Annotated in this window: 18 protein-coding genes; 3 read left to right on the forward strand and 15 right to left on the reverse strand. The window is 70.1% G+C overall.

Features of this window, described 5'->3' with window-relative positions:
* Window positions 1-63 precede the first annotated feature (63 nt).
* Together TBR22_RS06165 and TBR22_RS06170 are read left to right on the forward strand one after the other, a co-directional pair.
* Window positions 64-1,254: a P1 family peptidase gene (locus TBR22_RS06165; RefSeq protein ID WP_239492085.1), complete on the forward strand. Its 1,191-nt coding sequence runs from the start codon at window positions 64-66 to the stop codon at window positions 1,252-1,254.
* A gap of 127 nt (window positions 1,255-1,381) precedes the next feature.
* The gene (locus tag TBR22_RS06170; RefSeq protein ID WP_239492086.1) at window positions 1,382-1,942 is read left to right on the forward strand and encodes a DinB family protein; all 561 of its coding nucleotides are present in this window, start codon (window positions 1,382-1,384) and stop codon (window positions 1,940-1,942) included.
* Between the two features lie 37 nt (window positions 1,943-1,979).
* On the opposite strand, the gene TBR22_RS06175 is transcribed toward TBR22_RS06170, so the two are convergent.
* From TBR22_RS06175 to TBR22_RS06190, 4 genes are all read right to left on the reverse strand, one after another.
* Window positions 1,980-3,509: an ATP-binding protein gene (locus tag TBR22_RS06175; RefSeq protein WP_239492087.1), complete on the reverse strand. Its 1,530-nt coding sequence runs from the start codon at window positions 3,507-3,509 to the stop codon at window positions 1,980-1,982.
* A 95-nt stretch (window positions 3,510-3,604) separates the two neighbouring features.
* Window positions 3,605-5,236 carry a phosphoglucomutase (alpha-D-glucose-1,6-bisphosphate-dependent) gene (pgm, locus tag TBR22_RS06180; protein ID WP_239492088.1) on the reverse strand — a complete coding sequence of 544 codons (1,632 nt, stop codon included), beginning with the start codon at window positions 5,234-5,236 and terminating at the stop codon, window positions 3,605-3,607.
* A 123-nt stretch (window positions 5,237-5,359) separates the two neighbouring features.
* Window positions 5,360-6,238, reverse strand: a complete 879-nt coding sequence (locus TBR22_RS06185; protein ID WP_239492089.1) for a PIG-L deacetylase family protein — start codon at window positions 6,236-6,238, stop codon at window positions 5,360-5,362.
* Between the two features lie 98 nt (window positions 6,239-6,336).
* Window positions 6,337-8,460, reverse strand: a complete 2,124-nt coding sequence (locus tag TBR22_RS06190; RefSeq protein ID WP_239492090.1) for a pyrroloquinoline quinone-dependent dehydrogenase — start codon at window positions 8,458-8,460, stop codon at window positions 6,337-6,339.
* A gap of 194 nt (window positions 8,461-8,654) precedes the next feature.
* Between TBR22_RS06190 and TBR22_RS06195 the strand changes: the two genes are divergently transcribed.
* Window positions 8,655-10,589: a hybrid sensor histidine kinase/response regulator gene (locus TBR22_RS06195; RefSeq protein ID WP_239492091.1), complete on the forward strand. Its 1,935-nt coding sequence runs from the start codon at window positions 8,655-8,657 to the stop codon at window positions 10,587-10,589.
* An 82-nt stretch (window positions 10,590-10,671) separates the two neighbouring features.
* Here the strand turns inward: TBR22_RS06195 and TBR22_RS06200 are convergent, their stop codons facing one another.
* From TBR22_RS06200 to TBR22_RS06250, 11 genes are all read right to left on the reverse strand, one after another.
* Window positions 10,672-12,273, reverse strand: a complete 1,602-nt coding sequence (locus tag TBR22_RS06200; RefSeq protein ID WP_239492092.1) for an aspartate:alanine exchanger family transporter — start codon at window positions 12,271-12,273, stop codon at window positions 10,672-10,674.
* A gap of 168 nt (window positions 12,274-12,441) precedes the next feature.
* Entirely contained in the window at window positions 12,442-13,092 is a 651-nt protein-coding gene (locus tag TBR22_RS06205; RefSeq protein ID WP_239492093.1) for a carbonic anhydrase, read from the reverse strand.
* Window positions 13,093-13,131: 39 nt separating this feature from the next.
* Complete coding sequence (locus tag TBR22_RS06210) at window positions 13,132-14,079, reverse strand: glycyl-radical enzyme activating protein (RefSeq protein WP_239492094.1); 948 nt, start codon at window positions 14,077-14,079, stop codon at window positions 13,132-13,134.
* Window positions 14,079-15,251, reverse strand: coding sequence for a 6-phosphofructokinase (locus TBR22_RS06215; RefSeq protein ID WP_239492095.1), 1,173 nt, complete (start codon window positions 15,249-15,251; stop codon window positions 14,079-14,081). The genes TBR22_RS06210 and TBR22_RS06215 overlap by 1 nt, the downstream gene beginning before the upstream one ends.
* A 32-nt stretch (window positions 15,252-15,283) precedes the next feature.
* Window positions 15,284-16,153, reverse strand: coding sequence for a bile acid:sodium symporter family protein (locus TBR22_RS06220; RefSeq protein ID WP_239492096.1), 870 nt, complete (start codon window positions 16,151-16,153; stop codon window positions 15,284-15,286).
* Between the two features lie 58 nt (window positions 16,154-16,211).
* Complete coding sequence (gene metK, locus TBR22_RS06225) at window positions 16,212-17,393, reverse strand: methionine adenosyltransferase (protein WP_239492097.1); 1,182 nt, start codon at window positions 17,391-17,393, stop codon at window positions 16,212-16,214.
* A 103-nt stretch (window positions 17,394-17,496) separates the two neighbouring features.
* On the reverse strand, window positions 17,497-18,072 hold the full coding sequence (locus TBR22_RS06230) for a NifU family protein (RefSeq protein WP_239492098.1): 576 nt from the start codon (window positions 18,070-18,072) through the stop codon (window positions 17,497-17,499).
* A gap of 29 nt (window positions 18,073-18,101) precedes the next feature.
* Window positions 18,102-19,265 (reverse strand): hypothetical protein, encoded by a 1,164-nt coding sequence (locus TBR22_RS06235; protein ID WP_239492099.1) that lies wholly within the window; start codon window positions 19,263-19,265, stop codon window positions 18,102-18,104.
* A gap of 85 nt (window positions 19,266-19,350) precedes the next feature.
* Window positions 19,351-20,829 carry an aconitase X gene (locus TBR22_RS06240; protein ID WP_239492100.1) on the reverse strand — a complete coding sequence of 493 codons (1,479 nt, stop codon included), beginning with the start codon at window positions 20,827-20,829 and terminating at the stop codon, window positions 19,351-19,353.
* 64 nt (window positions 20,830-20,893) lie between these two features.
* A complete protein-coding gene (locus tag TBR22_RS06245; protein ID WP_239492101.1) occupies window positions 20,894-21,328 on the reverse strand; it encodes an aconitase X swivel domain-containing protein in 435 nt (144 codons plus the stop codon).
* 137 nt (window positions 21,329-21,465) lie between these two features.
* Entirely contained in the window at window positions 21,466-23,955 is a 2,490-nt protein-coding gene (locus TBR22_RS06250; RefSeq protein ID WP_239492102.1) for a pyruvate formate lyase family protein, read from the reverse strand.
* Window positions 23,956-24,008 lie beyond the last annotated feature (53 nt).

The raw sequence follows: 24,008 nt of genomic DNA on the forward strand, positions 1-24,008 counted from the left end.
TCGATGAAGTTCGAGTCTAGCACGCAGGATCGATGCGGCCGGCCGCATGGCAGAATCGCCGGCATGGCGCCTGATCCCGAGCCAGCCTCGCGCGCGCACGCGAGAGGCCTGGCGACCGCGATGCTGCTGCTGGGGCTCGGCGCAGGCGTGTCGGTCGCCCAGCCCGGTCCGCCCGCGTCCTCCGGGCCGCCCCGGCCGCGGCCGTCGGCGCGCGACCTCGGGGTGGCGCCAGGCGTCCTCGCCCCTGGTCCGCTCAACGCCATCACCGACGTCGGCGGCGTGCGGGTCGGGCATGTGACGCTCAGCCGCGGCGACGACGTGCGCACCGGGGTGACGGCGATCCTGCCGCATGGCGGCAATCTCTTTCGGGAGAAGGTGACCGGCGCGGTCTTCGTCGGCAACGCGTTCGGCAAGCTCGCCGGCTCCACGCAGGTGCGCGAGCTCGGCACCATCGAGACGCCGATCGTGCTCACCAACACGCTCGCCGTCGGCCCCGCCATCGAGGGCGTCGTCGGCTGGACGTTGGCCCAGCCCGGCAACGAGGACGTGCGCTCGGTCAATGCGGTGGTCGGCGAGACCAACGACGGCGGGCTCAACGACATCCGCGGCCTGCACGTGTCGGCCGCCGACGTGCGCCGGGCCATCGACGAGGCGTCCGCGGGGCCGGTCGACGAAGGGGCGGTCGGGGCGGGCACCGGGACCATGGCCTTCGGCTGGAAGGGCGGCATCGGCACGTCCTCGCGGCGGGTGCCACAAGGCGAGCACAGGTGGACGGTCGGCGTGCTGGTGCAGAGCAACTACGGCGGCCGGCTGACGATGGACGGCGTGCCGTTGTGGAAGGCTCTGTCGCGCGCCCCCGCCGCTGCCGGACAGGATGCCGACGGCTCCTGCATGATCGTCGTCGCCACCGATGCGCCGCTCGACGCCCGTGGCCTCGAGCGACTCGCCGCCAGGGCGCTGTTCGCGCTCGCGCGCACCGGGTCCACCTACGCCAACGGCAGCGGCGACTTCGCGATCGCCTTCTCGACGCACACGTCGCTGCGCGTCGTGCACGGCGCGGAGTCACCCGTGGCTCGGACGGTGCTGCCCACCGACGGCGTTTCTGCCCTGTTCGAAGCGGCCATGGATGCCACCGAGGAAGCCGTCTACGACTCGATGCTGAAGGCCGTGGACACGACGGCGCGTGGTCGGACGGTGCGGGCCCTGCCGATCGACGACGTCCGCCGGGCGCTGGCGACGCGCGCCTATCGGTGAAGGCCCGCAGGGGCGGCTGCTACGCCGGCCGGGCGGCGATCCGCTACCATCCGGCACGTCCCGATCCTGACCCGTCGTGCCGCGACGCCCGCGGCGGCGGCCTGCGTCGGTCCTCCGGAGGTGCGTGATGCGTGCAGTGGCGTCGTTCCTGTTGATGGGTGTCCTCGGGCTCGCACCCGTCGCGTCAGCTCAAGCACCGGCGGCGCCGCCCGCCGCCGCCCCCGATCCCAATCCCCTCACCGCGGAGGCGCGGCGCGCCGTGGAGCGCATCTCGGGCAACCTGCTGCGGATGGCGGAGAAGATGCCGGAGGAGCACTACGGCTTCCAGGCCGTGCCCGAGATCCGGACGTTTGCCGCAACGCTCGGCCACACCATCGATTCGCGGACGCGGACCTGCGCGAGCCTCAGTGGATCAGGCGCGCAACCCGGCGCCTCGGCGCTCAAGGCGAAGGCCGACCTGGTCGCGGCGATGAAGGCCTCGATTGCCGAGTGCGAGAAGGCGTTCGCGACCCTGACCGACGCGACGATCGTCGGCGTCGTGACGGGCGGCCGCGGCGGGCCGCGCTCGCGCCTGGCGGCGATCTACGGCATGGTCGCGCACGACAACGAGGAGTACGGCTACCTGGCCGTGCACATGCGCCTGAAGGGCGTGGTGCCGCCGTCGAGCGAGGCCGCCCCGCCTCGCTGACGCCGGGCGCCGGCAACGGCGGATCGGTGAGTCGGCGCTAGTTCGCGCCCGAATCGACGCGCCGCCGCCCGCCCGCCTCCGGGCCTTTCTGCGGCGCCGCGGCCCGCCGCGATCGGTCGCCGTCGACGACCGTGCGGACCGTGGCCAGCAACATCTCCACGTCCACGGGCTTGGCCAGGTGCGCGTGGAAGCCGCTGGCGAGGGCACGCTGGCGGTCCACCTCGCGGGCGTGCGCGGTCACCGAGATGGCCGGCGCTTCGGCGCCGGGCAGGCCAGAGCGCCGGATGCGCTGCAGCAGCGCGTAGCCGTCCTCGTCGGGCATGCCGATGTCGAGGAGCAGCACGTCGGGCCGCCGGCGCCTCAGCACCTCGCCGATCGTCTCGCCCGACGCCAACGCCTCGACGCCTGCCCCGGCCTGCTCCAGCAGCCGGACCAGGACGTCGCGCATGTCCGCCTCGTCGTCGACCAGGACGGCCGTGATGCCATCGAGCCTGGTGGAGGCGCCGGATGGATCGGTCGCCCCGGCGGGCGCGGCCGGCGGCAGGGCCTCGAACGCCATCCGACGTGGCAGCCGCACGACGAAGCTGGCGCCCGTGCCCGGCCCGTCGCTCGACGCCGACACGCTGCCGCCGTGCAACTGCAGCAGCCGCGACACGATCGACAGGCCAAGCCCCAGGCCGCCGTGTCGTCGCGTCTGCGTGCTGTCGCCCTGCCAGAACGGCTCGAACAGGCGCGCGATGAAGGCCGGCTCGATGCCCATCCCGTCGTCCTCCACGCGCAGCACGGCGTCGTTCCCCTCGCTGCCCACCCGCACGCGGATCGTGCCACCCGGCGTGGAGAACTTCACCCCGTTCACGAGCAGGTTGGCCGCGACCTGCTGCAGGCGCCCGGCATCACCGGTCACCACCGGTGGCGGGTCGTCGCACGCCAGCTCGATGGTGATGTTCTTCGCGGCCGCCATGGGACGCACGCCGTCGAGGGCGTTCGACACGGGCACGTCGAGGCGCACCGGGGCGAGCTCGAGGTGGAGCGATCCGGCATGGAGGCGACTGAGGTCGAGCAGTTCCTCCACCAGGGCGGCCTGCAGCCGGGCATTGCGCTCGATCGTATCGACAGCCTTGCCATCGTCGGCGGGGCGGTTCGGCGACCGCAGGATGGCGCACCAGCCGAGAATGGCGGCCAGCGGCGTCCGGAGCTCATGCGACAGGGTGGCCAGGAACTGGTCCTTGATGCGGCTGGCGCGCTCGGCCTCGGTGCGGGCGGCACGTTCGCTCTCGAGCAGGGCATCGCGTTGCGCCTCGGCGCGGCGCCCGCGGGCGACCTCGCGGCCGAAGAAGAACATGGCCAGCAGCGCGGTCACCGAGCCCCAGATGGCGATGAGCACGGTGAAGGCCGGGCCGGGCACGATGCCCGTCGACACGACGACCCGCCAGGCCAGCATGGAGAGCAGCGTGCCCAGCAGGCACAGCCACGCCGTGGCCGCCGTTCGGTGGATGCGCAGCAGGGCCACGCAGTACACCACGGCCGCCACCTGCAGCACGGTCGCGCAGATCAGCAGCAGGCGCACGGGAGGCGCCAGCTTAGCAGGTATGCAACTCGACCTTGAATCCAGGGCCGAGTTGGAAGGAGCGCGGACGAGTTGCGCTGATGAGCTTCAGTGGCTCAGGCCAGCGCCGCCGTCACGATCTGGCGGGCCTCGTCGACGATCTGCGCGAGGTGCGCTTCGCTTCTGAAGCTCTCGGCGTAGATCTTGTAGATGTCCTCGGTGCCCGACGGGCGCGCCGCGAACCAGCCCTCCGCGGTGGTCACCTTGAGGCCGCCGATGTTGGCGCCGTTGCCGGGCGCCGTGGTGAGGCGCGCGGTGATCGCGTCGCCGGCCAGCGTCGAGGCCGTGACCCTGTCGCCCGTGAGGTGCTTGAACGCCTGCTTCTGCTCGGGCGTCGCGGCGGCGTCGAGGCGCACGTAGTACGGGGTGCCGTACTGCGCGGTGAGCTCCTGGTAGTGCACGCCGGGGTCCTTGCCTGTGACCGCCGTGATCTCCGCGGCCAGCAGGCCGAGGATGATGCCGTCCTTGTCGGTGGTCCACGCGGTGCCGTCGCGGCGCAGGAAGCTCGCGCCCGCGCTCTCCTCGCCACCGAAGCACAGGCTGCCGTCGGCGAGCCCCGGGGAGAACCACTTGAAGCCGACCGGCACTTCGAGCAGCGTGCGGCCCAGGCCGTTCACCACGCGGTCGATCATGCTGCTCGACACCAGCGTCTTGCCGACGGCCGCCGAAGCCCACTGCCGACGATGGCCCAGCAGGTACCGGATCGCGACAGCCAGGTAGTGGTTCGGGTTCATCAGCCCCACCGAGGGCGTGACGATGCCGTGGCGGTCGACGTCGGCGTCGTTGCCCCACGCGATGTCGAAGCGATCCTTGAGACCCACCAGGCTCGCCATCGCGTACGGGCTCGAGCAATCCATGCGGATCTTGCCGTCGTGGTCGAGGGTCATGAAGCCGAACGTCGGGTCGACGCGCGGGTTCACGACCTCGATCTGCAGCCCGTACCGGCTGGCGATGCGGTCCCAGTAGGCGACCGCCGCGCCGCCCATCGGGTCGACGCCGATGCGCAGGCCGGCCGCGCGGATGGCCTCCATGTCGATCACGGCGCCGAGGTCGTCGATGTAGTCGGTGGCGAAGTCCTGCGCGCTGACGCATGCCGCTGCCGAGGCCTGCGCGTACGGGAGGCGTTGCACGCCGGCGTTCCCTTCGGCGAGCAGCGCGTTGGCACGCCGCTCGATCCCGCCGGTCACGTCGGTGTCGGCCGGCCCGCCGTGGGGCGGGTTGTACTTGAAGCCGCCGTCGGGCGGCGGATTGTGCGAGGGCGTGATGATCAACCCGTCGGCGAGCCCGTCGGTCCGGCCGGCGTTGTAGGCGAGGATGGCGTGCGAGATCACCGGCGTGGGCGCGAAGCCGTCGTCGACCTGGCGCACCGTGGTCACGCCGTTGGCGGCGAGCACCTCGACGGCGGTGCGCTCGGCCGGAGCCGACAACGCGTGCGTGTCCTTGCCGATGAAGAGGGGGCCGGTGATCCCCTGGCTCGCCCGGTACTCGCACACCGCCTGGGTGATGGCGGCGATGTGCGCGTCGTTGAAGCTGCGCGACAGCGAACTGCCGCGGTGGCCGCTGGTGCCGAAGGCGACGCGCTGCGTGGCCACCGCCGGATCGGGGACGGCGGCGTACGCCTCGAGCAGGGCGGGCACGTCCATCAGCATGTCGGCGGGCACGGGCGAACCAGCGAGGGGGTGAGGCATGGGCCTCACCATACGGCAGGCGGCGCGCACCGGACAAGGGCGCGTCCCCGGACGTGGCCGTCGACCCTGGTCGACGGTCAGGGGCACGTCAGGGGAGGAACCGCGGCGTTCAACACCGACCGATCAGGCGTGGTTCCAGAGGCGCAACCGTCGTTCGAGCGCGTCGAGGTTGGACGCGGGCGCGAAGGGCGGGAAGTCGGCCTGCAGTTGCGCCAGCGTCGGCACGGCGCCCCAGGCGGTGATGCGGAAGACCTCCGTGGCCCGGCCGGAGGTGATGCCGAGCTCGCGGCCGGTCCGCTCGAAGCGGGCGCGCAGCAGGCTGGCCCAGTGTTCGCGCGAGGCCGGGGGCGCCATCGCGTGCCGGCCCACCCACGGCAGCCACTCGGCAATCTGCGACTGGTGGCACCACGTCATGTCGGCGATCGTCTCGAACGCGTCCTCGACGTCGATGGCGATGTCGAAGGCGTTGGCGCCGAACATGTAGCCGTCGTAGACGTTGACGATGACCGGCACCGTGCACGGCCGTGACTGTGTCTCGTCGGCGGGGTACTCGGGCGTGAACGCGTGTGGCACGTTGATCATGTAGGCGACGCGGCGCACCGCCTCGGCGATGGTCTCGTGGTCGTTGTGGATGCCGGCCAGCGGGTCGGCGCCGAGCGGCGGACAGAACAGGTAATCCGGTTCGAAGTCGCGGATCGCCTTCCACAGCGCGGCGAGCAGGTCGGGCGTCACCTGCAGGCACGCCTCGCGCGGCACGTGGCCGTTCGGCAGGCGCAGCACGTCGACGGCGTATTGCCCGATGCGGGCCGACGCGGCCTGTTCCTCGAGCCTGATCCGTCCCGTCTCCTCGCGCGTCCGCGCGTGGTGCCCCGCCTTGCCGTCGGTGCAGACCAGGACCTTCGCCTCGAAGGCGGCGCCGAGCGCCCGCCGCCACAGCTCGAAGGTGCCGCCGGCCGTGAACTCGTAGTCGTCGAAGTGGGCGTGGATGAAGAGGGCCTTCATGCGCCACACACTAGCAGAGCGCGAACGCGCGCCGCGCGCCGGCTGCCCCGCTGCCCGGTGCCCGGTGCCCGGCCTCCGGCGCGGTGGGACACCGCGCCCTACCTCGGTAGCGCGAAGGCGACCAGGGCGCTGCCCGCCGGGCGGCCCGACTTGCCGCCGCCGGCCGAGATCACCACGTACTGCCGGCCGTCGACCATGTACGTGCTCGGCGTCGCATTGCCGCTGAACGGCAGCTTGGCCTGCCAGAGCACGCGGCCCGTCTGCTTGTCGAAGGCGCGGATGGTCTCGTCGGCCGTCGCGGCGATGAAGACGAGGCCGCCGGCGGTGACCACCGGGCCGCCGTAGTTCTCCGTGCCGGTCGGCGGGATGCCGCGCGCCGTCAGCTCCGGGTACTCGCCGAGGGGCACCTTCCACTTGATCTCGCCGGTGTTCATGTCGACGGCATTGAGCGTGCCCCACGGCGGCTTGATGGCCGGGTAGCCCTCGCGATCGCTCCAGCGGCGGAAGCCGCCGAAGGCATACGGGGGCTCGGGCGGCTGCTTGTCGTTCGTCGCGGTGGGCGCCGCCGGCTTCTCGGTGCCGAACAGGTACCCGGCGATGGCGCGTCGCTGTCCCTCGGGCAGCCGATCGAACGGCGGCATGCGGCCGCCGCCGGTCTGCATCACCTTCAGGACGAAGGCCTCGTCCTTCGGCGGCGCGAGGGCCGTGAGGTTGGGCATCCCGCCCTTCACGTCGCCGCGTCGATCCGCGCCGTGACAGGCCGCACAGTGCACCAGGTACTGCCGATGCCCCGGCGTCAGCGGCGCGCCGTCAGGCCCGCGCGTCGGGATCATCCGGTAGAACCACGGGATCTCGTTGACGTTGGCGTAGAGGATGCCGTCGGGGTCCGCGGCGGCGCCGCCCCACTCGAAGCCGCCGTCGGGACCGGGGAAGAGGATCGTCTCGTCGGTGCTCGGCGGCGGCATCGCGCCGAAGTTGCCGCTGCGCTTGAAGCGCTCCGTCGTGTCGAAGCGGGCCAGCGGCGAGATCGTCGACACGTCGTCGATCGTGTACCGCTGCCGGATCAGCGGCGCGGGCTTCTCGGGGACCGGCTGCGTCGGCCACACCTTCACGCCGGGCAGCCGCGACGGCTCGGTGGGCCGCTCGTGGACGGGCCACAGCGGCGCTCCGGTCACGCGATCGAAGGCGAAGAGCAGGCCGTGCTTGGTGCCCTGGGCGACCGCGTCGATGCGTCGGCCGCCGTGCGTCACGGTGAGCAGCGTCGGCGGCGCCGGCAGGTCGAGGTCCCAGAGGTCGTGATGCACGACCTGGAAGTGCCAGAGGCGCCTGCCGGTGTTGGCGTCGAGCGCGATCACCGAGTTGGCGAAGAGGTTCTCGCCGTAGCGGTCGCCGCCCCAGAAGTCGGGGCCGGCCGTCTCGGTGGACACGTACACGATGCCGCGCGCCACGTCCACCGAGTGCCCGGACCAGTCGGAGGCGCCGCCGGCCGTCTTCCACGCGTCCTTCGGCCACGTGTCGTAGCCGTGTTCGCCCGGACGCGGGATCGTCCGGAACGTCCAGCGCAACTGTCCGGTGCGCACGTCGAAGGCGCGGATGCCGCCGCTGACGTTCTCGGGAATCAGCCCGCCGAGGATCAGCAGGTCCTTGTAGACGACCCCCGGCGTGTTGAGGCGAACCGACGGCAGTCCGCGCACGCCCAGGCCGCGCCCGAGGTGGATCGACCCGTTGTCGCCGAAGGTGCGGATCGGCGCGCCCGTGCGGGCGTCGAGCGCGTAGAGCCACGTGCCGGCGGAGGTGAAGATGCGGCGGTCCTCGCCGTCCTCCCAGTACGCCAGCCCACGCTGTCGATTGCCGACGGCATCCTCGCGCTCGCTGCGCGGGTCGAACCGCCAGCGCTCCTTGCCCGTCGCGGCGTCGAGGGCGATCACCTGCCGGGCCGGCGAGGCGGTGTACAGCACGCCGTCGACGATCAGGTTGTTGGTCTGGTAGTCGCCCTTCGCGGTGCTGCTCGCGTCGCCCTCGACGGGCGTGCCCGCCGCATCGAAGGTCCACGCCACCTGCAACTGGCCGACGTTGGCCGTGGTGATCTGGTCCAGGGTGGAGTAGTGGGTGCTGCCCGCGTCGCCGAGGTACGCGCGCCAGTCGCGACCGGCGCCGCTCGCCGACGTCCCGCCGTCGGGGCGCGCGCAGGCGCTCAGCGTCAGGAGCAGGACGAGGATCACACCGCAGGCCGCATGCACGAAGGACGCCTCCGGCGGCCCACTATAGCGGAAGCGGCCGGCCGGACTGCGAGGCGCGACCACACCGCCCGGAGCGAGCGAGACACGCGGCCGGAAACTCTGCCATGCTATGGCCGCCGTCGAACGTGCGCGGCGGTAGCCGGTACCGCGCACGGCGCGACGAGGAGGGCCGTCCCGTGGACCCTGTGACCAGTGGTGGACAGGGAGGTCCGTCCGAACGCAACGACGACATCGGTCGCGACGTCCTCTACCGGAGCCTCTTCGAGCACGCGCTCATGGAGGTGCACATCTGGCGGGTCGTCCGCGACGAGCGCGGGGAGATCGTCACGTGGCGGCTCGTCGATGCCAACGGCGCGGCCCTGAGGTCATGGCGTCGGCGGCTCGAGGACATCCTCGGCAAGACCACCGAGGAGATCTTCCCCGGCGCCGATCCCGTCAGGACGTTCCTGCCGCTGGTGGAGGAGATCATCGCCACGGGACAGCCGAAGGAGTGGGAGACCCCCTTCGACGGCACGTCGCAGGTGCTCCACATGGTGAGCATCCCGATCGGCGAGTACTTCGTCAGCACCGGCTTCGACGTGACCGCGGACCGGGTGCGGGAGCGGAAGCTCGGCGACGCCCTCAGGAGCCTGAACCAGGCCACGCAGGCCGGTGGCGTCGGTCTCTGGGACTGGGACTTCGGCACCAACACGGTGCGCTACTCCGACGAGTGGAAGCGCCAGATCGGCTACCAGCCCGACGAACTCCCCGACCGCTTCGAGTCCTGGCAGTCCCGCCTGCATCCCGACGATCTCGAGTCGGCCCTCGCGGAGATGCACGCGACCATCGTCGACCCGACGCGGCCGCACGACGTGACGTTCCGGCTCCGCCACAAGGACGGCTCCTACCGGTGGATCCTCGCCCAGTCCGCGGTCATCACCGATGACGAGGGCCGGCCGATCCGGATGCTCGGCTCCCACATCGACATCACCGAACGCCGGCGCCTCGAGGCGCGCATCAGCCAGGCCGAGAAGGTCGAAGCCATCGGCACCCTGGCAGCGGGCATCGCCCACGACTTCAACAACCTGCTCGGCGCCATCGCCGGCAACCTGACCCTGCTGCGCGACCTGCTGCCGCGGGACCAGGAGGCCGCGACGCTGCACCGCGATCTCGAGGACGCCACCAGGCGCGCCGCCGCCCTCACCTCGCAACTCCTCACCTTCGCCAAGGGAGGGTCGCCGGTCCGGGACGTGACGTCGATCCGGGAACTCGTCATCGAGTCGGCGCGGTTCGTGACGCGCGGGTCCAACTGCCGGTGTGTCTTCGCCGTGGCCGAGGAACTCGACGCGGTCGATGCCGACCTCGGGCAGCTCAACCAGGTGCTGAACAACCTGGTGATCAATGCCATGCAGGCCATGCCGGAGGGCGGCTCGATCGAGGTCGCAGCCGACAACGTCGTCCTGGGCGCCGACGCGGAGCCGGGGCTGCCGCCTGGCCGGTACGTACGCATCGCCGTGCAGGACGAGGGCCCGGGGATCGCGCCGGGCGACCTGCCGAAGATCTTCGACCCCTTCTTCACCACCAAGCCGACCGGCAGCGGCCTCGGACTGGCGACGTCGCAGTCGATCGTCACCCGGCATGGCGGCCGCATCACGGTCGCGTCGAGGCCGGGCAGCGGCGCCCGCTTCGAGATTCTCCTCCCGTCCTCGGGCGCGGTGCCCCGCGTCGCGCCCGCGGCACTGGTGGTGGGTGGCGGCGGGCGCATCCTCGTGATGGACGACGACGAGGCGCTCCGGCGCGTCTTCCAGCGGCTCCTGGCGCGGATCGGCTACGACTCCGACGTGTGCGCCGATGGCGACTCGGCGTGCCGCCTGTACGAGGCGGCGCTGCGCGAGGGCCGGCGCTACGACGCCGTGATCCTCGACCTCACGGCGCCCGGCGGACGCGGTGGTGCGCACGTCCTGCCGGAGTTGCGGCACCTCGACCCGCAGGTCGTCGCCCTGGTGACCAGCGGATACGCCCACGACGACATCCTGGCGCACTACGAACGGCACGGCTTCAACGGCCGGCTGCCGAAACCGATCGACGTGGTGCAGATGAGCGTTGAACTGGCGCGGGTGCTGCGGCACTGAGCCTCGCGGTGACGCCGCAGGCTGCAGGCACGAGGGAGGCCTCCCGCGGTCCACCATGGCGGGACGCCCTGCCGCCGGCGCCTCAGGAGCCGGCCCGGCCCAGCGCGATCAGGATCTGCGCCAGCACGATCTTCACGATGGTCGTCGCCGGGTAGATCATCGCGTAGCACACCTCGACGCGCTCCGACGGATAGCGGCGGTAGGCGTACGCGAGGATGGCTGGCGTGCCGGTGATGCCCGCGGTGACGCCGAGCAGGTCGTCGAACGGGATGTGCATGACGTAGTGGCCGACCAGCAGCGGCGTCAGCGCGAGCGCGAAGAGGATCCCCGCGCCTGCCGCCAGGTAGACGAGCCCGCCGTTGGCGACCACGTCGACGAACGGCGCACCCGACGCCATGCCGACCTGCGCCAGGAACAGCGACAGCCCGAAGTTGCGCAGCGTGAGGTTGGCCGACAGCGGCATCGTCCAGGTGAGCGGGCCGGTGCGACCGAGCTTGCCGAGGATCAGCGCCGCGATGAGCGACCCGCCGGCGACGCCGACCTTCAGCGTGCCGAGGCCGGGGACGGGGAAGGCGACGGTGCCGAGCAGCACGCCGAGGACCATGCCGACGCCGAGCGACACGTAGCTGAACTCGGTGGTGCCGCGGATCGAGTCGCCGAAATGCTTGCGCAGGCTGGCGAACGCGCCGCGATCGGCGAGCAGGCCGACGCGGTCGCCGAGCTCGAAGGTGAGGCCCGGGGTGATCAGCATCTCCGTGTCGCCACGCTGCACGTGCGTCACCGTGGCCGCGACCCCTGCAGGCAGCTGCAGGTCGGCGACGCGGGTGCCGGCCACCGCCGGGCGCGACACGAAGACGCGCACGAGGTCCATGGCGCTGCGGTCGAAGACCACCTGCCCGGCCGCGCGCTCGCCCAGCGTCGCGCCGGCCGTCTCGAGCACCTCCCGGTCCTCGCCGCCGAGCAACAGCACATCCTCGTCGCCGAGGACGTAGGCCGGATCGGGATGGCGGTTCTCGCCCGCCACGCGGACCACCAGCAGGCTGACCCCCGCGGGCAGGTGCGAGGCGATGTCGCCGAGCGTCCGACCGACGACCTGGGGCGAACGGAGCACGATCTCGAGGGTGTGGAGTCCGGACCCGAGTCCGCGCTCGGTGTCCGGCTTGACCACCAACTGCGCCACGTACATGCAGAGGATGGCGCCGGCCAGGCCGAACGGGAACGCCACGCTGTAGCCGATCGCCGGTTGGTTGGTGCCGGCCGCTTCCATGGCGGCCTGCATCGTGGCCGCATTGGTACCCGATCCGGCGAAGATGCCCGCCATCAGGTCGTGCGGCGTGTCCAGCAGCGCCTGCAGCGCCAGGGTCGTCACGGCAGCGGCCAGCAGCGCCAGGCCGGCCAGCAGGTTGTAACGCCGCCCCTCACGACTGGCCAGGCCGGCGAAGAACTGCCGGCCGAACTGCACCCCGAGCCCGTAGAGGAACATCACCAGGCCGAGCGTCCCGACCAGCGCGGGCGGCTGGGCCTTCGGCGCCAGCGCGCCGACCGCCAGCCCCGAGAACAGCACCGCGCCCACGCCGAGCGAGAACCCCTTGAGGTCGATGGCGCCGATCGCATAGCCGAGCGCGATGACCAGGAACACCGCGAGCAGCGGCTGTTGGACCAGCAGTGTGGCCAGGAATTCCATGAGGCGTTCTCCGTGACGGTCGGACCGTCACCGACGGCAGGCCGCGCCAACCGTCACATCCATCGAGCGTCACGCCCCACGCCTGCGGCACCAGCCACCAGGCATCAAGCGTTCAGGCGTCAATCGTCAAGCGTCAATCGTCAAGCGTTAAACGTTAAACGTTAAACGTTAAACGTTACGTTCATCCAGCCATCGCACCCGCCCGGTGGCGAGGTCGTAGATGGCGCCGATCAGCAGGAAGCCGCCGGAAGCCTCACGTGCGCGCGCCTCCGGGGAGTCGCGGATGGCGGCGATCTGGTGACGGACGTTGGCCTCGACGGCCGCGGCCAGCTGCTGCTGTGGCGGCAGCTTGTCGCTCACGTCCGCGATGGCCGGCAGGATGCTGTCGACCAGCAACTGGATGCGCGACAGGTGCTGCACGCCCTTCCTGTGGCTCTGGAGGGCGGCCGACACCGCGCCGCAGCCCTCGTGCCCGAGCACCACGAAGATCGGCGTGCGCAGGTGCGCGCCCGCGTACTGCAGGCTGCCGGCGACCTCGGGCGACAGCACGTTGCCGGCGACCCTGACGACGAACAACTCGCCGAGGACGGCGTCGAAGATCAGCTCGGGCGGCACGCGCGAGTCGGCGCAGCCGAGCAGCGTCGCGAACGGCTGTTGCCCGCCGGCGAGAGCGTCGAGCGTGGTCGTGTCCATGCCGGTGAAGCGCGAGGTGCCGCGCAGGAAGCGCTCGTTGCCGTCCTTGAGGCGCTGCAGGGCCTCGGCGGGCGAGATCTGCGGCGCGTCGTGGCCGCCGGCGTGCGGGTCGGGTGACTGGGTCATCGGCTCTCCAGGTGGTCGGCGTCCGAGCGCCGGCGCGTGCTACTTGCCACTGCGCCCGAACGCCTCGTCTATGATGCCCCGCAGGTGGGCCAGCAGTTGCGGCGACGGCGGCTCGAAGTCCTCCATCTCGTACACCCTGCCGAGGAACCCGTACTTGCTCTCCCCGAAGCGCATGTAGGGCAGCAGCTCGTAGTCCACGACGTTCTTGTGAGGCCTGATGAAGTCGAGCACCGCGCGGATGTGCGCCTCGTCGTCGTTGACGCCCGGGATGAGCGGGGTGCGGGCGATGAAGGTCTTGTCGGGCCAGGTCTCGTAGGCGCGCCTGATGTTGTCGAGGATGCGGCGGTTGTCGACGCCGGTCCACGTCTTGTGCCGCGCCGGGTCGGTCAGCTTGTGGTCGTGCAGGACCACGTCGACGTGGGGCAGCACCTTCTCCACGTGCGACCACGGCACGTTGAACGCCGTCTCGATCGCCGTGTTGATGCCGCGCTCGTGGGCCCCGGCCAGCAGGGCCGAGGCGAAGTCGGCCTGGAGCTGGCACTCGCCACCGCTCAGCGTCAGGCCCCCACCGGACTCGTGGTAGAAGCTGCTGTCCTGCTCGACCTCGTCGAGCACCTCCGTGACCGTCATCTCCTTGCCGAAGAGGTACAGCGCCTGCGGCGGGCAGGCGGGCACGCACTTGCCGCAGTTGGTGCAGAGGTCCCAGTTGATGCGCACGGCGAGGTCGGAGTCGATTGTGAAGATCGCCGACTCCGGGCATTCCTGCAGGCAGAAGCCGCACTCCACCTTGCCGATGCACTTGCGGGCGTTGTAGGCCAGCTCCGGCCGCGGGTGGATGCTCTCGGGATTGCTGCACCACTTGCACCGCAGCGAGCAGCCCTTGAGGAACACGGTGGTCCGGATGCCCGGACCGTCGTGCGTCGAGAAGTGCTGGATGTTGAGGATCGTGCCCTTGCGGTCGGCCGGGTTCGCGGCTGGGGGGAGCATCACGCCACCTCGCTTTCACCGAGGGAGATGCCGAGCGAGCGGGCGACCTTCACGAACACGCTGCCTGCCGGCACGGTGCGCACCCGGTTGATGGCGTCGGCGAGGGGTACGAACTGCAGCTCGGGTGGCTGGAAGGTGACCAGCACGCCGGTGCGGTCGGCCTGCAGCGCCCGCACGGCGGCGGCGCCGTACGCCAGGCCCAACTGCCGGTCGACGGCGGTGGGAGCCCCGCCGCGCACCAACTGGCCGAGCACCAGGGGCTCGGCCGTCTGGTCGGTGGCCCGCTGAAGCTGGCGCGCCACCGCGTCGGACGCACGCCCCGCCGCCTCGATGACGTAGGCGCCGGCCTGGTCGGTCGATCCGGGGGACAGCGCGGCCCGCAACGGGTCTGTCACCGTGGCGTCGGCGTTCGCCTCAGTACCGGGACGCGGTCTCGCGCCCTGCGCGACGACCACGAGGCCGGCCGCGCGCCCTGCCTCCGCCTTCTTCCGCAAGCGCGCCGCGACCGGCGCCAGGTCGTACGGGATCTCGGGGATCAGGATGGCATCGGCGCACACCGCGATGCCCGCCTGCAGCGCGAGCCATCCGGCGTGCTCGCCGAGTACCTCGACGACGCCGATCCGCCGCGCGCCCTGCGCCGCCTGCCGCACGCGCTCGAGCATGTCGACGGTGAAGCTCAGGGCGCTGTTGAACCCGAACGAGAGCTGCGTGGCGGCGACGTCGTTCTCGACCGACGTCGGCACGCACACGGTGCGGAGCCCCTGCCGATGCAGCCGGAACAGGATGCTCAGCGCCCGTGGTCCGACCACGGAGATCACCGCGTCGACGTGCTGCGCCTCGATCGCCGCGATGAGGTCGCCCGAACGGTCCACCTCCGCGATCTGGCTGTCGGCATCGATCTGGCGGACGTGGAACGGGTCGGTGCGGGTGGCGTTGCCGAGCACCGCGTCGCCGCCCGGCGACAGGCGTTCGGCCATCGCCGGCGTGAGCGTGAAGAGACCGCCATCCGGGTAGCGTTCGGGGGCCAGCAGGCCGTCGAACCCGTCGCGGATGCCGACCACCTCCCAGCCGAGCTCGTCTGCGGCCAGGACCGTGCCGGTGACCACGGCATTGAGCCCTGGCACGTAGTTGCCGCCGCAGTTCAGTGCGATGCGCTTGCGTTGTGTCGTCATGGCCGCGTGTCTCCGTTCAGGGACAGTGGACCTCAGTGCTGGGTCGCAGGCTGGCTCGTCGCGCCTGGCGCGAGCTTCAGCAGCGAGGAGAGTGGGATGAGGATCACGAGGATGAACAGCGTCATGACCGCGATCATCAGCATCACGCCGGGCCGGTCGCCGAACACGTCGGCGGCGACCATGACGGCGATGCTGGCGCTGCGCGCGCCGTGCATGTAGCCCATCGCCAGGCGGCTGCCGGGATCGGGCCCGCCGAGCAGGTAGCCGATGGCGAAGCCGCCGAGGATGCAGATGATCGCCGCCAGGTTGGCGTAGGTGCCGATCAGGCCGATGATGCGCTCGTAGTACAGCAGCAGCACGATGCCGGTCAGCAGCAGGACGAAGATGCGCGAGATCTGGTGCAGGTATCCCTCGCACGCGTGCGCGACCTTCTCCCAGTAGGCCCTGATCACGAGGCCGAGGGTCAGCGGCGCCACGATGGTCAGGCCCAGCTTGACGAGCAGGTGTCCGACCGGCACGTGGGCATCGGGGAGGAACACCCCGAGCATCAGCGGCAGGTAGACGATCGTGATGCCGATCGACAGCACCAGCAGCCCGCCCGCGAGCCTGACGTTGGCCCTGGAGATGCCGGTGAGCAGCGGGCCGACCTCGGCGCCGGCCGCCATCATCATCAGCACCAGCCCGTACCGCAGGTCCGTGTCGAGCCCGAACTGGCGCGCCAGCACGGCGGCCAGGGCCGGCATGATCACGTAGCTGGCGACGACGGCTGAAAGCGTCAGTCGCAGGTTCCGCAACGGACCGAGGATCTGGCCGACGGTCTGTCCCAGGCCGAGCGCCAGCATGCCGCTGACCACGTAGATCAGGATCACCGGGTGCAGCGCGTGTTCGAGGTATGAGTTCATGGTCTGCCCTTTCCGTTCGTGTGCCCCGCGCCGGTGTCGTACCCGCGCCCGCGATCGGTCATGCCGACCGTGCCTTGGCCAGCAGTTCGTCGGTCGCGTCGATGTGTTCCCACGTGAACCCGTTCCGCCCGAAGTGGCCGTAGGCTGCGGTCTTCGCGTACACGGGTTCCCTGAGGTGCAGGTGGTCGATGATTCCCCGCGGCGACAGGGGAAACACCTGCCGCACCACCGCGGCCAGCGCGTCGTCGCCGATCGTGCCGGTGCCGTAGGTGTGGACCATCACCGAGACCGGGTCGACCACGCCGATGCAGTAGCCGACCTGCACGAGGCACTGATCGGCCAGGCCGGCCGCGACGATGTTCTTGGCGATGTAGCGGGTCATGTAACCGGCGGACCGATCGACCTTGGTCGCGTCCTTGCCGCTGAAGGCGCCGCCGCCGTGCACCGACCAACCGCCGTAGGTGTCGACGATGATCTTGCGGCCGGTCAGCCCGGTATCGCCCTGCGGGCCGCTCACCAGGAACTTGCCCGTCCCGTTGACGACGATCGTCGTCCGCTCGTCGAGCAGACCGCCGATCACGGGCCGGACGACCTGGTCGACGATCTCCTGCTTGGCCTCGTCGGTGGTGTGGGTGCCGTCCCGGGTGACCACGGCCGCCGTGTGCGAGGCAGCGATCACCACGTGGTCGACACGCAGCGGCTTGCCGCCCTGGTACTCCACGGTCACCTGCGTCTTGCCGTCGGGGCCGAGGTACGGCAACTCCTTGCGCTTGCGCACGTCGGCCAGCCGCGTCGCCAGGCGGTGGGCCAACTGGATCGGCAACGGCATCAGCTCGGGCGTCTGCGAGCAGGCGTACCCGAACATCAGGCCCTGATCGCCGGCGCCGATCTGCCCGCCTGCCTGCATCACGCCGCGCGCGATGTCCGGCGACTGGGCGTGGATGGTGCGCAGGATGGCGGCCGTGTTGACGTCGAAGCCGTACTCCGGCGACGAGTACCCGATGGCGTTGCCGACCTGTCGTGCGACGTCGGCCGGGTCGAAGAGCGCAGTGCTCGTGATCTCGCCGCCGATGATCAGGGCGCCCATGGTCACGTAGCACTCGCACGCGACGCGGGCGTCCGGGTCCTGCCGCAGGCACTCGTCGAGCACGGCGTCCGACACCTGGTCGCAGAACTTGTCCGGGTGCCCCTCGGCGACCGACTCCGAGGTGAAGAACATGTGGTCCGGGTAGGGCGTCATCGATCAACTCCTGCCATCGCTCGAGTTACAAGGGAGACGCCCACGGCGGGTCGGCCAGCGCCCGGGTGCTGCCTGCGCCACGCAGGTGACGCCGGGGCCACCCTCACTGGTAGTACGGGGTCCGGCCGTTGGCGTGCCTGGTGACGTCGCGGACCTCCCGCACCTCCGGCACGCGTCGCTTCAGGGACGTCTCGATGCCGTCCTTCAACGTGGCGCCTGCCATGCTGCAGCCCTGGCAACCGCCAGACAGCTCGAGGAACACGACGCCGTCCCTGAAGTCGATCAGCCTCGACTCGCCGCCATGCGTGGCCAGCGACGGGTTGACCTCCTGCTCGATCGCCTCCTGGATGCGTTCGGCGATCGCGCCTTCCGGAGTGTCGAGCCGCCGCAGGCCGGTCACGACCTCGAAGTCGCTGCCGACGATCCTGAACACGAAGTCGATGGTGGCGTCTTCGAGGTAGGGAGCGCTCTCCTGCGTGATGTACACGTCGATTCCCTCGACGCGCTGGACGATGTCGGTGGGCGAGGCCGGTTCTTCCGCGGGCACGAACCGCAGCCCGAAGTCCGCGCGCAGCGGCGAGCGCGGCACGGCCAGCACCCGCAGTCCCTTGACCGGGGCCTGCAGGCGCTTCCTGGATTCGGCAATCTTCTCGAGGGCGATGTCGGTGATGGTGATCATGGTTCGAGGGTCGGGTCGGGGCGCGGCGGTCAGCAACGCGCGGCGTCGGCCGACAGCCTCCGCGCGGCTTCCTGGATGGCGATACGACGGGTCGCGTCGACAGGCGCGGCCCTGAAGAAGGTCCTGAGCACGTGGCTGATGCGGCCGTGGACATCGGCCTCGCCAACACCGTGACTCCTGCAGAAGTCCTCGACGAGGCGTCGGACCAGTTGCCGCACCTCGGGTTCCAGGTGCAGCAACTGCCACGCGCGTGAGTCGGGCGCCCGCCGCCGGACCTCCAGCGTCCTGGTGTTGATCCACCGCACGCGCTCGCGCCTGACTCCGCCGCCGTGCCGCGCGAGGTGGAAGACGTCGATCGACGGCGTCTCGATGCCGTCCATCTGGACGACGATCAGGTCGTCCTCGTGCATGTCGGCGGTGATGCGCTCGAAGTGGCGTGCCCGCTCATCGCGGGGGTAGTGATTCAGCACGTTGCCCAGGAACAGCACGTTCTGGCGCCCAGGGACGCGCCGCGGCACGTCGGTCGCCTGCAGGACGATCCCGCACTCCGCGAGGCCTTTCTGGAGGGGATTCCACTGCACGCGGTATCCCTCCCACGACGGCGCCGGGCGGCGGAGGGCGTGAGCCTGCTGCTCGCGGGCCATCCCGGCCTCGATGCGCATGACGTCAGCAGCGAGCAGCGCATCGAGCTCCGGGTCCGAGAACGCGACGCGTTCACCCTCGTGCATGAAGGGGCGGCCCATGAAGTACGCCTCCCACACCTCGTTCCCGTGCAGCTCGTAGCAATAGGTCACGGAGGCGACCGTGCCCTCGCGGTCGACGACGAAGTACCAGTCGTCGACGTCGCGCGCGGTCTGCGTCGTCGAGATCATCCGGGCGACCGATCGGCGGACCGTCTCGCCCGGTTCGCCGACCAGCCAGACGCTGGCGGCGGGCACCGCCTCCGGGCGTTCGGTGGCCACGTACTCGACGTCCATGGCGAAGTCGTCGGCCAGCAGCGTCTTGAGCGCGACGGCGACCTGCGCGCGCGAGACGCCCACATCGATGAATGCGAACGCCGGGCCCAGCAGCGGCGGCTCGTCGCGGCCGGCGTCCCCGGGATGCTGGAGGTCCCACAGCAGGCTCCCGATACCGACGTTCCGGTCAGGAATGATGTTGGTGTCGACGAAGGGAACCGTCGTGTGCGCCGTCATGGCTGGTGAGTGACCGCGGGTGGTTCGGACGGCGAGGCGCCCCGCTTGCACGGGGCGCCCGCCGTATTGCCGGGTGGAGGCGCCGCTAGTCGACCATCGGGCGGGTGCCCTGGTACAGCGGGCGCTCCTTCTCGCTGTCGAGCCGCTCCTTGCGCGGCTTGCTCCAGTACTCCCAACGCGCGGTCGGCGTGAACACGCCGGTGACGGCCGCGTTGACCAGCGCCTCGGGGTTGCCGTAGATCCACTTCGGCCCGAAGCCGCCGCCCAGCTTCACGTACTTGAAGCTGTCGGTGGCGATGACCGTGTCCTTCGGGTAGTGGCGGATCGGCGACATCGCGATGCACGTCTGGTGGAAGATGTGGCCACCGGCGTCCTCGATCGCCTTGGTGTCGCCGTAGTGCTGTGCCATGAAGTAGGTGGGCGTGTCGGTCTGCACCCACAGCTTCACGCCTTCCTTCACCTTCCTGCCCTTGACCAGGCGCGCCACCTCGCGGACCTCGTCCCAGGTCGCGTGCGGGCAGCCGAAGACGACGATGTCCACCGGCTTGGCCTTCTCCGGGCCGGGGGCCGGCGAGATCGCGTTGAGGTGGCGGTACATCTCGACGACGTCTTCCATCGTCACGACGTAGCGCTCGGGGTTCTTCGGCATGTTGCCCTTGAAGGCGGCTTCCAGCGTCGGCGACTCCGGCGTGTAGCCCATCAGGTGCAGCATCGGGTCGTTCATGCCCGGCGAGGCGCACGAGATCAGGTTCTTGGTCGCGCCGGGGCCCATCTTCTTGGGCAGGTTCAGCACGGCCATGATCCGGTTGCCGGCCTTCTCGGCGATGCAGGCGCCGAGGGCGCCCCAGTCGGCCATCCCCTTGATGTTGTCGCGCACCTCGTCGGTCAGTTCGACGATGCACTTGGCGGCGCGATTCTCATCGAGGTGGCTGCCGTACTTGGGCAGGCAGCCGGTGTAGGCGCAGTAGATCGTGTTGATGGCGGCTTCGCGGTTGGTCCGGGCGCCGAGGATCGTGTTGATGTAGCACGCGGCGCTCGACTCGGAGCTGGCCGCGTACTCGCCCATCTTGGGGATGCGCGTGTTGAGGTACGGGTTGCACGAGAGCCAGGGCAGCCAGCCGTGCTCGGTGAGCTTGTCGTAGCCCGCCTGGAAGCCGGCGACCATCTCCTTGTCGAGCTTGAAGCTCCCCTTGCCGGGGAGTTCGAAGTTCCACGGCTTGCCATTGGGCGCCGCGTCGAGCTCGTGGGCCTTGTCCAACTGCATCATGTACGGGTCGTTGCCGCACTCGGTGCCGGACTCGTCGTGGACGTGCGCGTCCTTCATCGCGAAGAGCGGGTCGTAGAGCGGGCTGTGTCCGAGGTCGTACTCGTTCAGCTTCTTGAGGCGCTCGGGCTCCATCCGGTCCTTGACGTAGATGGGGCAGCAGTTCAGCGTCAGCACGAGGTCCACCATCTCGGTGGCCTCCACGGCCTTGCCGAAGTCGAGCAGCTTGTCCATGCAGAACTGCTTGGCCTCGCCATGCTTGCCATCCAGCATCTCCTGCTGGTACTGCGTGAGGGTCATTTTTGATTTCACGGTGTTCTCTCTTGAAAGGGTCGTCTCGACGTTCGATCGGGTGGACGGGACGCTAGCCCTTGCGGGTGATGGTCACGGTGGCCTTCTCACCGACCTCGGGCGCGTCGATCTCGACCCAGTCGCCGGTCTTGATCGTCGCAACCGGGTCCTTGTCGAACGTGTCGACGGCGGGAATCTCACCGGCGATGGCGCCGTTGATGTCGATGTAGTGCACCTGCTGGCAGATGAGGCCGGCGGGGCCGTGGTGCGAGACCTTGCACTTGTAGTACAGGCTGAAGGCGCCGCTGGTGGAGCCGGCGGTGGTGGGGTAGACGAAGATCTTGCCGGTGACGATCTGGCCCTGAGTGTCGGCGCCTGGCGCCATCACCATGCCGTCCTCGTTGCCGACGTGGTTGAAGGCCCAGCCAATGCGCTGCCGATTGACCAGCGCTTCTCCGGCCGCCTTACCCTTTGACCGTGCAATGCCGGTCAGGACGATTGTCTCCATGCGTCTCCTCGACTGTGTAGCGCCACTTCCCGGGCCGGAGGCACGGCGCTGTGGTTGTCTTCCGGCCCGCCGTCATTCAGGGCCGGGGGCCCACGAGTACGGCTGTTCGGTCGCCGCCGATTCGGGCGGCGCCCAGTTCAGTTCACCTGCTCGGTCCGCGCGATGATCTCGGCCTGCTGCGACGGCGACAGCTCCGTGAAGTACGCGCAGTAGCCGGCCACGCGCACCACCAGGTCGCGATACTTCTCGGGATCCTTCTGCGCCTCGAGCAGCGCCTGCTTGCTGAGGACGTTGAACTGGATGTGCGCGTGCTTCTGGCTGCTCCAGGCGCGAATCAGCTGCATCAGCCGTCGCGTCCCTTCCTCGCCCGCGACGTTGGCGGGCGCGATCTTCATGTTGAGCAGGTCCTCGCGGTGCTCCTTGTAGATGTGGCAGGTCGCCCTGGCGATCGACTGCAGCGTGACCGTCGGGCCCTTGGTGTCGCAGCCGTGCGACGGGACGATGCCGTCGGAGAGGTACTCGCCGGCGGGCCGCCCGTTCGGCGTCGCCATGGTCACCTTGCCGCACGGGTTGTGGAAGGTGATCGGGATGATGCGCACGTTGGCGCTCTGGCCGTGCGGCCGCGGATGCGCGTGCGCGTACTCCATGACCGTCCGCTGGATGCGGTACCCGATCGCGTCCACCCACTCGATGCCGTTGCCGTACTTCGGCGCATTGAGGCAGAGCTGACGGACGGCCTCGCGGCCCTGCCAGTTCACCTCGAGCGCCTCGAGCAGCTGGTCCCAGGTGAGCTTCTTCGTGTCGAAGATCAGGTGCTTGATGGCGGCCAGCGAGTCGATGCAGGTCGCGAACCCGCCGAGGCCGTCGATGCACGAGGCGTCGAGCGCCCCCGGGATGTAGTCGGCGTGTGTGTGCAGGTCGCGACCGGCTTCCATGCACAGGTCGTGCAGGGTGGAGGCCAGTGGCGCCGCGATGTACCGCGGCTTGAGCCCCGCGGCGATGTAGTTCTGGATCATGATGTGCTTGGTGACGTTCTCCAGCTGCAGCCGGAACGCATTCCACACATCGTCGTAGGTCGCGAAGGTCCGCGGGTCGCCGGTCTTCAGGCCGAACTGCTCGTCGTCGTAGATCTTCATCCGGCCGTCACGGAGCGTCATCTCCATGACCGCGCCGTAGTTGATGCCGGCGTTCCCGGTCTTGTGGGTCTCGCGGTTGGGCAGACGCGACTCCGAGCACCCGGACATCGCGTAATCAAGCGCTTCCTTCTTGACGATCCCGTTGCTCAGGAACCACGGCACGACGAACTCGTCGTTGATCATCTTGGGCGAGCCCTTGCCGTCCTTGATGGTCTCGGCCACCGCGTGCAGGAACCGGTCGGGCGTGCCGGCGTGGATGCGCACGCCCAGTTCCGGGTAGCTGCTGCGGAGCGGGCGCGTCGACTCGAGGATCAGGTAGGACAGCTCGTTGGTCGCGTCGAGGCCGTCGGGAGTCTGGCCGCCGATGGTCACCGTCTCGTGATGCGAGAAGCCCTCGCGCCCCTTGGCCGCCGACGGCGACATCTGGGACTCGATGCTCTGCATCATGTTCAGCCACAGGCACTGGAACAGCTCCTGGGCGTCCTCCGGGGTGATGCGGCCCTCCTCGAGGTCCTTCCTGTAGGTGGGATACAGGTACTGGTCCATCCGGCCCTGGTTGACCTGCCCGCCGACCATCTCCTCGAAGCGCGAGAAGAGCTGGGTGAACCACTGCGCCTGCATCGCCTCGCGGAAGGTCCGCGCCGGGTTCTCCGGGACCCACGCGCAGATGGCGGCGATCTCCTCGAGTTCCTTCCTGCGCTGCGGGTCGGTGGCGCGTGCGGCCAGGGCGGCGGCCTCTTCGGAGTAGCGCCGCGCGAGCAGGCTCAGGGCATCGCAGGTGATGATCGCCGCCTCGTAGAACGGCTTGCGGAAGGCCAGGTCGCGCGGGTCGTCGAGGGCCGCCAGGCGCGCCTGCGCTTCCTCGCGCAGCCCCTTGCAGCCGCGGGTCAGCATCTTGGCGAAGTCCGGCACCCAGTTCTGCGAATGCCGCATCGTCGACGTCGAGACGATGACGAAGGTCTGCGTGGTGCCGACGTTGGCCGGATCGGAGCCCCAGGTGAAGTGCCTGGTCTCCGGCGGCAGGGCCTTGATGAAGTTCGGGGTGAAGTCCTTGCCGTTCCAGTACGGGAACAGCACTTCGTCGATGATCCGCTTGTCGTCGTCGGTCACGGTGACCGCGTCGGGGGCACCCTTGGCGGCGATGAAGGCCTGCGCGCCGGCCTGGATGATGGTGCCATCGAGTTCCGGATACACCAGCGAGTAGCGACCCAGCCACGTGTTGGGCCGGCCGACGATCAACTCGTCGTCGAGGATCGTCACCGAGATGTGCTCGGCGATGTGGTGCAGGGCCCTGGCCCAGCGCAGGACCAGCGGCTGGCCCTCGGTGGCCTTGAACGATTCGGTGAAGTACACCGCCCGCTCGAGCGCGACGCGAGGTGGCCCGTAGGCGCGGATGGCGTCGAACATCCTGAGGACGCGGTCGCTCGCCTTGCCGTGCAGCACCTTGCGGCCTTCGGCAATGGCCCGTTCTTGTGCCGAAATCTCAGTCACGATGGTTCCTTCCCTGCGTCATGCCTCGCGCCACTCACTCGATGCCGCATGCC

It is taken from the genome of Luteitalea sp. TBR-22, assembly GCF_016865485.1.
In the GTDB taxonomy this organism is placed as follows: domain Bacteria; phylum Acidobacteriota; class Vicinamibacteria; order Vicinamibacterales; family Vicinamibacteraceae; genus Luteitalea.